Origin of the sequence: Bacillus sp. NPDC094106, assembly GCF_044764345.1 — a bacterium.
Taxonomy (GTDB): domain Bacteria; phylum Bacillota; class Bacilli; order Bacillales; family Bacillaceae_G; genus Bacillus_A.
This window is the reverse complement of the sequence record NZ_JBIWHY010000008.1, coordinates 173,802-185,704: the sequence shown is the minus strand read 5'-3', so window position 1 is coordinate 185,704 and position 11,903 is coordinate 173,802. Positions and strand designations below refer to the sequence as shown.

10 protein-coding genes and 1 pseudogene are annotated in these 11,903 nt (G+C 33.4%); all 11 read right to left on the bottom strand.

The window, feature by feature from the left end; all coding sequences use genetic code 11:
• Positions 1–147: 147 nt before the first annotated feature.
• Positions 148–489 (bottom strand): YolD-like family protein, encoded by a 342-nt coding sequence (locus tag ACIQ7L_RS14295; protein ID WP_400570045.1) that lies wholly within the window; start codon positions 487–489, stop codon positions 148–150.
• 379 nt (positions 490–868) lie between these two features.
• A pseudogene (locus ACIQ7L_RS14290) lies at positions 869–1,356 on the bottom strand (DUF2935 domain-containing protein).
• A gap of 597 nt (positions 1,357–1,953) precedes the next feature.
• Positions 1,954–2,352, bottom strand: coding sequence for a hypothetical protein (locus tag ACIQ7L_RS14285; RefSeq protein ID WP_400570043.1), 399 nt, complete (start codon positions 2,350–2,352; stop codon positions 1,954–1,956).
• 34 nt (positions 2,353–2,386) lie between these two features.
• On the bottom strand, positions 2,387–2,752 hold the full coding sequence (locus tag ACIQ7L_RS14280) for a hypothetical protein (RefSeq protein WP_400570041.1): 366 nt from the start codon (positions 2,750–2,752) through the stop codon (positions 2,387–2,389).
• 117 nt (positions 2,753–2,869) lie between these two features.
• Positions 2,870–3,409, bottom strand: coding sequence for a DUF5381 family protein (locus ACIQ7L_RS14275; protein ID WP_400570039.1), 540 nt, complete (start codon positions 3,407–3,409; stop codon positions 2,870–2,872).
• A 13-nt stretch (positions 3,410–3,422) separates the two neighbouring features.
• Entirely contained in the window at positions 3,423–4,232 is an 810-nt protein-coding gene (locus ACIQ7L_RS14270) for a hypothetical protein (protein ID WP_097899493.1), read from the bottom strand.
• Between the two features lie 35 nt (positions 4,233–4,267).
• On the bottom strand, positions 4,268–5,452 hold the full coding sequence (locus tag ACIQ7L_RS14265; protein WP_400570036.1) for a hypothetical protein: 1,185 nt from the start codon (positions 5,450–5,452) through the stop codon (positions 4,268–4,270).
• 27 nt (positions 5,453–5,479) lie between these two features.
• Positions 5,480–5,749 carry a WXG100 family type VII secretion target gene (locus ACIQ7L_RS14260; protein WP_170958134.1) on the bottom strand — a complete coding sequence of 90 codons (270 nt, stop codon included), beginning with the start codon at positions 5,747–5,749 and terminating at the stop codon, positions 5,480–5,482.
• 254 nt (positions 5,750–6,003) lie between these two features.
• Positions 6,004–8,598, bottom strand: a complete 2,595-nt coding sequence (locus ACIQ7L_RS14255) for a hypothetical protein (RefSeq protein WP_400570033.1) — start codon at positions 8,596–8,598, stop codon at positions 6,004–6,006.
• 21 nt (positions 8,599–8,619) lie between these two features.
• Positions 8,620–11,304 (bottom strand): tetratricopeptide repeat protein, encoded by a 2,685-nt coding sequence (locus ACIQ7L_RS14250; RefSeq protein ID WP_400570031.1) that lies wholly within the window; start codon positions 11,302–11,304, stop codon positions 8,620–8,622.
• Between the two features lie 226 nt (positions 11,305–11,530).
• Positions 11,531–11,800 (bottom strand): WXG100 family type VII secretion target, encoded by a 270-nt coding sequence (locus ACIQ7L_RS14245; RefSeq protein ID WP_097898674.1) that lies wholly within the window; start codon positions 11,798–11,800, stop codon positions 11,531–11,533.
• Positions 11,801–11,903: the final 103 nt, after the last annotated feature.

The following is an 11,903-nucleotide window of genomic DNA, read 5'->3' as shown; positions in this document are numbered from 1 at the left end:
ATGCTTGTTATAGTAACAAAGCTTTCTCTTTTTTTCTATATAAATTAATAGAATAAGAAATAATCAAAAGAAAAAAACAACAGGATGCCTAATAAGCTTCTGATGCCAAAACTTCGATTTACATCATAACGAAAGGAAACCGCTTTTTTACTTGATATCAATTATATCAATAAATTTCAAAGTGCTTATATGATAAAATGCATCCGTACAAGTTACAGTCTGCTTCATAGGATTGATATGTATCACAGTTATATAATTTGTAAGCACATAACCATCTTCATAATATGTAATCAATATTTCTTCTTCCGATAACAACGAAGTTAACAACTTATCTTCAATTCTATCTTTCGCATCTTGAGTTAATATTGGTCGTGGCACTTTCATTTGTTCCTCTAGTATCTTTCGTATACTAATAAATCGTTCTGGTATCCCTGCAAACGGAGTCCATGTTACCATTTCTTTTTCTTTTGGCATTTTTGCATTACTCATGATCTATGTCCCCTTACTCGTTTGTTTCTCTATCTTGCAGTACTCACTATTATATAAACAACATTCCTTAACATAAGACTAATGAATGTCTTCCATATCTGTTGTATAGATTTGAACATATGGTGCGTTTGTATTAACACTGCGTAACTTTTGCAAACAAATTATGCTCAAACAAAAAAGAACATTAGTTCGTATTTATTATACACGAACTAATGTTCTTTTTGAAGTTTTTTCAGGAATTTAAATTTTATTAATATCAAAATTATTGAGTTGCAGTGTACATGTTATTTACACGAAAAAAGCACCTCACCCAGGTGTAATAAAAAACGTATAAAAGGCTTTTCTCTACTATATTTAACTATTGAGTAGATTGTTCCGCTTATTTTTGTTTTAACCGTTGTTCTAAAACGTGAATCATAAATAAAAAATGTTCAGCTGCTCGTGTAACATGATCAGCTAATAATAGATTAATTACATTTCGAATTTGACATGTTTGAATGCGCTCTAAACCTGCCTTTTTGAAGTTTCTTAATTCAACAGTCGCATTTTCACTATCTTTATTCATTTTCCCAATAATCGGGTATGTTGGTTCTTTCTTATATAACATTGACTCAACATCCCGAGCTTGATTGAGTAAAACCTCAAAATCATCTCCAAATTTCGCTCGGATTGATCAAGCAAAGAAGCAATAAAACGAGAGTGTTCCATCATAATTCGTAACCAAAATCGATTTTCAGTTAAAGACCTTTCAATAAATAGTTGTTCTGTTAATGATTCGGATGGTGCTGCTTTCAATTCTGGAGGTAAGAGCATAGCACGTTGAGGGTCCATAACAAAGTCGCCAGGAGCAGGTTGATCTGTAGACATAAGAGTCCCCCCTTATCTCCTAAACACTCTACTATTTATATGAATAAGCTACATTTAATATGTTGAGAATGAATAATCATTTTTCTTATTAATAGTTGCTATACACATAGGGCAGCAACTCCCCCTGTATCAGCTTTATTTATCACCTGGAGCAGGATGATTCATTCCTCTAACTGCAAACTGCACATTTTAATAAGCACTTCTTTATACATGGAAATAAGCTAAGGTACCTTAACCTTGGCTTATTTCACGTATATTCATTTCCCTGCTTTTATAATTTACAAATTTCGGATCATATACTTCAAAAACGTTTCATGATTTTCACATCTATATACATTTTAATTTTTCAACATCTAAATCCCTGCTATGCAGAATAAAAAGTAACCTCCACTCGTTTGCTCTTTCTGTTCTTACTTCGCATGTGGCAGAAAAAGGCCCTGACCGCTTCTATGCATGGCCAGATGCTCTCTCCCTCCTAAAAAGAGGGGCGAATGTCGTTTTTTTAATTGATGTATATATAAACACATACTTTTCAATTTCTTTTTCAATAAGTACATAGGATATTCCATTATACTTAAATCATAAAATACGCTATCATTATTTAATAAGAAAATAATCTTTGTCATGCGTGTTAATTAAATAACCCTTAACCCCATTTATCTCCATTATCTCTCTATATAATTGTTTAATCGATTTTCCCTCTATATATTTACCAGTTACAACGTCATTTTCTACTAAATAAGAAAAAATAAGTGCACCTTCTTCTTTCTTATCACATTGCACATAAAACGACGAAACGTACGTTTCATTTTCTACTTGAAAATTCCCGTTTTTGGCATCGTAACAACCTTCCTGTAATGCAATGATTGACTGCCGCATATCATATTTCCCTAAATCCATATATATTTTCCCATGACTATATTTATCAATATTCCAGTCAAGTACTCTTACCACTTGTGCTAATACTGTATTTGTTACCGATTCTAGATACTTCACTTTTCTCACCTACCTTTTCCATCGATTTGTTAAATCATTCTTGTTTAATAATGCAATAATCACTTCTTTTCGTATTAATAATATAAGCATCTTTTCCCTTCACCTTAATCACTTTTCTTGATACGCGATCTATTTCTTTTTCATGAATGCACATACCTGTTACTTCATTTTGACTTGTTACCCATGAAAGTATTACTGCATGTTCATAACTTCGAGCTTGAAAATGTTTTCCTTCTATTTCTTGATCAACCGAAAATTCCTTTGTATAAAATGAAAGCATTCCCTTTTGAATCGTCACCTTTTTCTCACAAAACCCCTCATTACCTAATATACCTGCAATAGTATAATATTTCGAATCATTTTCGGCATCAAACATACTTTCTAATAACTCATCAAGCATATACAATCCCCCCTTATCTTGTAATATGAAGATTTAGCATCCATTAAAGCACTCCCGGCAAAAAACACTAAAATTTCTATAAAAAGAAAAAATGAATAGTAGCTTCCTCTCTATTATTTAATCTTCTTTTTTCATATATTTAGTAGGATTCCCCATTTGATTTTCCCATCTTGCGAGACAATATTTATCTACATAAGGTAGCACATATTGCTCTATAGCTGCCTGAATCTCAGTATCACTTATGTTATATGTACAAACAAAGAACTTTTCTCCACTTTTTGTATAAATAATTAAATCTTTAAAAACTAATCCTCGTAGCCTTTTATTATGCCAACCAATATACATATTTTCAATTTCTGAAAAATATACGACTCTTTTTTTACAAACAATTCCATTTGAAGTTATTGTAAGTAATGTCTTTCTTCTAATCACAACCGTTAAAATTTTCATTAAAATACTTCCAAAGAAGGATAATGTAATGATCCCCATAATAAAATAAGGAATTCTTAACAACCAATGCTCATCTGAAGGGCCTATAAAAAGATAAATTCCCACTGCTACCATAATGAAACCACAAATAATAGCACATCCTGCATCAAAATTACTAAATGTAACCTCAATGCCATTATTCGTTTTTTTTATCGATTTATCGTTCATTTCCTAATCCTCTCTATTTTGACTGCACTACATTGCGTTTATACATATCCATGTCTTTCTTTACATATGTACCAATTACATTTTGATTACACTCTCTCACTTCAAATTTCTGATCTACATTGTTTTTTGTAATAATCCAAGTATTTTCGCTTCCTTCAACAAAAAAGTATGCATTTTTTACTACCGGCTCTCTCTTTTCGTTAAATTCAAAAACGACTATACTATTCATAAACCCTTTATTTTTACAAACGTCTGTTGAAAATGCTGCTATGTATCTCATATCTTTGCCAAAGCGTTGTAGAAATCCATATAAAGATTGTGGATCACGATCCACTATATTCAACATTTCATCGAATTCTTCTTCTGTGAAGGTTAAAATGGATTCTTCTTGAACATCATGTGTTGTAACGTTTAAATACTCCCCAACTATTGATTGGACTTCGTCTTCACCTATAATAGAAAACGTATGGATTTGACTATCATATAGCAATGTGTGCTGAATCATCCCATTTTCACCAATATGAATGGACGTAGTTTCTTGATTTTCGCTGTCTACAAATTTGGATATTTTCAAAGAAGACTCTGAATAGTGTAAAGACGAAATAATTTTTGCAATTTTCTCTTTCACCTTAAACTTATGGTTTTCATAACTAATGTAATCTTTCGACAATAATGATCGACAAGCCGCTTGAAATACAACTTCTAAACATTCATCTGACATATCTCCAAAAAAAGTTTGTTTTAATGCTATCCCATTTTCAAATAACCCTTCACTGTAAAAACAATATATTAGTTCATCAACTGTTAATGATATGGCTTTCATATACTATCCCATCCCGTTCTTGTTCATTTTTGATATTAAAATGCAAATTTCTTAAAGAAATTTTTCCCCTTATTTACTAAAGACTTAGCTGAATCTTCCACTTTATTTACAAAATCCCCTGCTTTTTTCAATGTAGAACCTGTCATTTCAATAGCTGAATGGATTGGTTCTTTAAATTTCAAAGCCATATTTTCAGCAAATCCAGCTGTTTTTGAGGCAATTTTATCCGATACAAATCCTGCAAGAAAAGATCCTGCTGCCGCTCCAACTACTGTACCAACTGGTCCCCCAATAAATGTCCCAATCGTTCCTCCAATTACTCCACCAGCTGCAATAACGCCACCACCGACAATTGTATTATTTACCGCTCTTCCAACCGCTTTTGCATTTTCTCGTTTTAATACAGCTTCATTTCCACCATATTTTCGGTAGTTGTCAAAAACATTCATTCCTAATCCAACCGTTTCTCCTGCGGCCGTAACCAATACTCCAGAAATAGCATTAGATTTTGCAAATTTAGCTCCAGTTTTCAAAAGACTTTCCGCATCGGTTTTCATTGCTGTTTTCATTGTACTTTTGAATCCATCACTTTTATAACCCTTTTTAACGTTCTCAGCTGCATTACTATAGTCGACAATTACCTTTGGATAAAAATTCGTTAGGTTTTTTGCAATGAAATCTCCTACATGATAATCTTTATACTTTTTTCCTAAACTTAAGGGATTCAACCAAAAACGAACATAATTTTTAAATCTAGAATTTTCAATTTTACTTATTGCTCGCATATAATCATCCTGATATTGCACACTCCATTTTACACCTTCTTTCACAAACTTAGGAAACCCCGTCCTTGATGCTGCTAGCGTTAGTAAAGATGTAGTACCAGCTGCAGTGAAATTTCCCCATAGTTCATTAAATTTCAATAACTTCGCCAACATACTATCTGCTTCTTCAAATTGATCAGCTGTCTTTCTAGCATATGATTCTGTTTTTGATATTTTATTTACTAAGTTATTTTCTGCCTGATGTGTAGTGGCATTTTGGGAAACTAACCCGGTTATGCAATTTTGAAAATACGGACTGTAATATGCCATTGAAACAACTTCATTCATTTGACTTCTTAAATTCTTTGATAGATTTTCTATGTACGTCATTTCTTTAACAAAATCATTTGCCATCGTTTGAACACTATTTACATCAATCGAAATATCTCTTCCCATATTCATTTCCCTCCCCAGTTAACACCTTTATTTTCCGTGTACTAATTCGTTATATATTTTTTCTATTTGGATCGCAGCACTTCGCAATGCAGCGCTTGTATTCATTAATTCTTGCGCATAATTACTATATGCTAATTGAATCTCTTGATATTTTTGATCAAACTTTTCTCTTTTTTCTCCGACCCACTTCTCTCCATTTGATTCAACTGATGCCTTTAACTGGTTTTGGGATTCAATTACTTTACTTGCAGCTTCACTATACATGTTAGCTAACGCGGTAAAACGACTTATATCCATCGTAAACCTCCTTCTACATAAATCCATTTTAATTTTTCGACATCTAAATCCCTGCTATGCAGAATACAAAGTAACCTACACTCGTTTGTTCTTTCTGTTTTTACTTCGTATGTGGCAGAAAAAGGCCCTGACCGCTTCTATGCATGGCCAGATACTCTCTCCCACCTAAAGTCAGTATTTTAATTGATGTATAAAACATTCCTTCATTTTCATTTAGAAGTTCACCATCTAAAAAATGGTGAACTTCCAGCATTCTATTTGTACTGTTTTAATCCTTCAACTGCTTTTTCACGAATATCTGATGGGATATTTGGATAATTCTTTCCATCAGCTAAGAAAGCGTAATAGTTATATGCTTGATCATGGTGGCTCGCTTTAAAACTAACATTTGCATTATCTAATAATGTTTGTGACATGTTTCGTAGTAAAGTCTTATCTGGATGTCCTGTCGCAATTGCACGATGTAAATGCGCAATTGCTGTAGCAAGTTCCTCGTTGTTTTTCGATTGTTCATACTTCTTATACATTTCATTTGCTATATAATAATCATTTAAATATTCAATACGTTGTTTTAATGATTCTTTATTTTTATATTTCATATGTTGATCTGTTGAACCTGGTGTTTGATAGATTAGTTGATACAACTTTAATGCTTCTGTATATTGTTTTGCTTCATCAACTTCTGCTTTTTCCATTAGTTTATTTAACAATTTTTCATAGCTAGCAAAATCATATTCCCCACGAGCATAAGCTTGGCCGAAATAATACAAAGCATTATACTCTTCGTTTGGTTTTGTATATACTTGAAGCGCATAAGTCAATAGTTCAATGCCTTCCATCTTTCCAGTAGCATATTGTATTTGAGGAATCATCCGCTCATCTTTCCCAATTCGACTATCGATATCCGAAAGTTGAGAGATTAATCGATATGCAGGAAATACTTTTTGTTCCCCTTTTTCCTTCCAATCTGATGTCCCGTGTATTTCATCCCAAGCTCCATCAGCCTGGCCTCGCAATGTTTTTGTATAATTCACTAAATTTATCATTGCACGCTCAGATGAATTATTATTGCGGATAGAATTTGCCATATACATAACCGCATCATAATAAGCATTTTCTGCAGCGGCATCATTTGCCTTTACTTCAAACACAAGTGCCATAGCCTGTTCATTTGCTTTATTTTTTTGATCGCTTGACAAATGATTCACATTTGTAAGGAAGTGATAATTTTGAAGCGCATCTAGTGGATTTGCGACTTCATTAGATTGGATAACTAAAGCATTTACTGCCTTTCCTAATAGCTCTTGTAGCTGCGCCATTTGTTCATCTGTGTGAGCTGTATAGTCAATCCATTGATCAGCCAACGTAATGGCTTTCTTATAATCTCTTTTTTGCTCATTATCTATATATTCCTTGATCGTCACAATTGCATCCTCAACTGTACTCGATTGTGCAGCTTTTATATCTTTTTCTTGCTCATCTTTCTTTTTATCTTCTTGTTTTGCAGCCTGTTCTTTTTTATTTTCTTGGCTCACAGTCTGCTCTTTATTTGTTTTTTCCGTTTTTATTGCTGATTCTTTCTGTACGTCTCTTCCTGCCATTTCTTTCATTTCACGTTCAATTATCATATCGAACATACTTTGGATACGTTCTTTCGACTCTTTTTCAACCTGTGGATCAACACCTTTTAATAAGGATGTTAATAAATAATATTTACTTAAAGCTTTATTGAAAGAACTTGCGCTAGCAGGATTTGATCTCCAAGCACGTTCATCCATTTGCGCAGCATTAAATATATCTACAGATAACTGCTTGATTTCTTCTTCTTTATTATTAACAAATCGATCCAGCTCTGGTGCAGTAGCCATATTACTGTTTAATACATTCATTTGATTTCGAATGTAGAATAACATATTTTCATCTGAATGCTTCCTAGTTAAAATTTGGTCTAAATTTTGCTTTCCTAATAATGCTTGTGCTTTTAATTTTGAGCTAGAAATTGTATTCGTTTGCGAAAGCAATACTAAATCTTTTTGTTCCGTACTGTTTGATAAATTCTTTAATTGCTCTTCTTTTTGTTCCTGATCATAAAAATCACTAAAGAACACCGTGCTATATGTTTCATTTGTTTCTTTTATGTACCAAGATATCATTTTATCTCCTGTATATGGGGAAATACTTATTATGACATCTGGTTTAGCTGGTCTTGCATCTCCATGGTTTGGTGTATCCTCATCTTTTCCGCCATTCTCTTCCTGATTTCCAGTGCTGTTTCCATTTCCTCCAGTATGACCATTGTTTCCACCTTGGTTCCCACCATTCTGACCCTCATTTCCATTAGGTATAACAATTGGTGGTTTCTCTCCTTCAATAGGTGGAGTTACAATCTCACCAGGTTTATTATCCACGCCTTTATTATCTCCAGTATTCATCGGTATCGGTGTAGGTGTTACCACAGCCGGCATAGGATTCTCTCCCGGTTTCGTATTACCGTCCAATTTTATTTCAGGCTCTTTCTTTTCTACTTGTATTTCGTTCGGATTATACACAATTGGTGTAATTGGGGATTTATTATTACTCAAAAGGTCAGTTAAATTTACTTTTCCTTTTTCCCCATCAGCCTTGTTTTCTTTTTTCCCTGCTTCTTCTGAGCTATTCGAAAACATAGAAGGAAATCCATTATTATTTCCAGTTATCCGATCTTCTTTTTTCTCTGTATTACTCGCAAGTTTTACTGGTTCCTTATTCTCTTTTGCAAAGCCTTTATCATATACGATATAACCTGATGTTCCTAATAACGCACACGCCATAGCTGAGATGGCAACTTTCTTCCCTGTCTTACTATCCATTTCCCGTATCTCTCCCTTTACTTATTGAATCCAACCATTACTTTTAAGTTCCGCTAGTTTTTCCTGCGCAGCTTTTACTTCTGCTTCATTTTCATTCGCTTGAACGGTTTTCTTTAAAAAACGGCTAGCGTCTTCATATTGTTTCTGTTTGATCTTAAACATCCCGTATATAAAATTGACATGCGGGTCTTCATCATTCTTTGCTAATGCTTCCGCAAAATAACGATCTGCTTCTGTTCCCTGCCCTGTTTTATCGTGTAATATCCCTAAGTTTACAAGAACGTTACTATCGCGAATTCCTAGATTCAGTAATTCGTTATAAACGTGTAAAGCCTGTTTATACACTTCTCCACCTTTTCCAGCATCACGAGTTTCATAAAACTGTCCAAATTCATAATATACGGTACCCAGTTGATTTAATAACTCAACATCTTGTTTGTTTTTTGTTATGGCTGAATCTAAATATTGAATTGCTTCTTGATAGTTTTTTTCCTTTTTTGAACTATCAATTAAATTCGTCTTATTCCATAAAACATATAGGTTTGATAGTTCAATATAATACGTCGTTTTCTTTTGATCCAATTGAATTGCTTCTTTTAAAAATTTTTCCGCTTTATCTAGTTGTCCTGTAACTTCACATAATTGTCCTTTTAAATAAGACACTGTTGCTTTTTCCTTGGTTGTTTCTGTCTTCATCTTAACGATGGTATCTTCTGCTTTTTCAAACTCTCCAATTTTCATAAGGCTAACAGCCAGATCTCTCATTGCATCACTTTCATAAGCTCCAATGTCTTGTCCTTTTTCATTTATTACCTTTTCATAATACGGTACTGCTTCTTTATAATTTTTAATGCGGAAATTTGCAGAAGCTAATAAATACAGCATCTCTTTATTTGTTTCATCAATTTCCCGATCTTTCACTAATTTTGTTAAGTAATCAATTGCTATTTTATTTTTTCCCTCTGCGATATAAATGGTTGCTAGCTGTAAATATGCTTCTCCCTTCTCTTTTACCGTAAGAGCTTTCACAACATTCTCTTCCGCTACTTTATAGTTACTACTTGCATATGCCTTGCGCCCATTCTCCATATAGGCTTGATACTTTGTATTTGTTGAATATAGGTAATAGGCAAACCCACCGCCTCCAATTACCAAAAAAGTGGAGCCAACAATAATAATGTTACGTTTATTCTTTCTCCACCACTTTACAAAAGAAGATGGTTCTGTTTCTTGTTCATATGTAGCTAACGTTAAGGGCTGATTAGATGGTTTAGCATTTAAAATCTCATCATCAATGTCATAATCTACTTGATTATTTTTCTTCTTTCTATTTTGCAAAATACTATTTGGCACCTTTTCATGTAGACTAGCTGCTAATTGTTCGGAACCGTTTTCCTCTTTAGACTCTAATTCTTTAATGATTTGCTGTATTTCACTTACAAGTGCTTGATCAAGGTTTGGAAATTGCATGATCCGTTTATAAGCAAAACAAGCCATACTTGTATGATTTTCCAGCTCCAATTGAGTCGCTAATTCCAAATAGCATTGTAATATGGATTTTTTATTATCTTGATGCGGCTGTTCTTGCAACGATTCTATTAGTGTTTTTAGCTCTTCTTTTAAAGCTTTCGTTACATGTTCAAGGCTACTAATCGCTGTGTACTCATATAAAGCTGCTTGGGGCATTCCTTTTTCTTCAAATAATCGTGCAATTTCCAAACATTTCGATAAAAAAACAGAGTTTGATACTTGCTGACTTGTTTCTTTATCGTGTTCAATAACTTCCTCTAAATCACTTAAGACTTCATGCCACTCTGTAAAACTTGGACATTCTTCAAAACGATTACTTTCCCATGCCTGCTGCAATAAGCTTGTAACACGAGTCCCCCAATTGGTTTGCAAAGAGTGTAACAGCAAATTATACCTTTCACATGACGTTTGCATTTCCTCTGCTTTAAAATAACTTGCATCTGCCCATTTTTGCTTCCGAATATCTTCATCACACCAAGCTAACATTTCAGATAGTAAAATAGCTCCAGAGAAGCGATCAGCTTCTTTTTGCCACACTCCTTTTTGTAAGTATATTGGTGCATATCCGGCTGATCCTGCTGGTAATAGGGAAGGTCGCTCTATTTTAGGTCCATACATTTGCTCAATATCTACCAACTCAATGATGTATTGATCTATCATTTGTTCTTCAGTTAAATATGGAATAAGAATATTGCTGGAAGACAAATCGTTATGAGCAAGCTGCTCATCTTCCATTTTTTTTAATATTTTCAAAAAGGCTTTCATAAGCTTAAAACAATCTTGTTTTCCAAGGGGCCTTTGTTCTTGTAATATATCAGCCCACGTTGGTCCATGAATCCAAGGCATAACAATTGCATTTACAAGATCCTCTGATATTTCAATTACCTCGGCATGTTCGCTTTTTGTTACAATATACCGAGATCCTACTTGAAACCCTGTCATTTTTGAAAGTGTATTCAAAAATTCTAATTTATGTTTTTCCTCTCGATACCGATTTTTGAAAACTTTTAAAGCAATCTTTTCACCAGTTTGATCATTTTGTAATTGATATACAATTCCTTGCCTTCCTTCTTGTCCATAAGGAATATCAATCCCAAACACAGCTGGATGTTTCGTAAATCGATATTGTTTTCTATTTAAAGTGATGCTTTCTCCTACTTCCGGTCGAAAAACCATGCTATCCCCTTACTCTCATGTACTTATTATTGTAAGAAAAGGCCAGGAACAGATCCAAGGCTGCTGAAAAAGTGTCTACTTTGAGTAAACAACAGAACTTTCATCAATATACAGAAATCAAAAAGAAGATAACCCTATATATATAAGTAGGTAGTTATCTTCTTTTTCTTTTTTAAGGAACTTTTTCAGTGCCCTCACAAATCCTGGCCTTTTCTTCCTTTGCAAATCAATATGTATTATCAACTGTTTCGAATTTATTAGCAATACGATTCAGTTCAGAAGCAATCCCCTCGATAATACGAATATACTCTTGCATACTAATTTTAGAATTATCGAATTCTTCTCTGAACTTACGTTGTGTATTACCTGCCCAATTTTCACCTAAGAAGTTAATTTGGTTGTCTAAATCACGAATTTGTGCTTGAGCTTCTTGAGATGCTCTAGTGAAATGATTAGCGATGTCTTTCATTTGTTCTGGTGTAATTTTAATATGCATACTTTTTAATCCCCTTTCGTTTTCAGGAAAATTGTGAACAATAAAATTATATATTAAATTCTATATAAAAATAAATAGTTTTTTACAAAAAATATAAAAATTC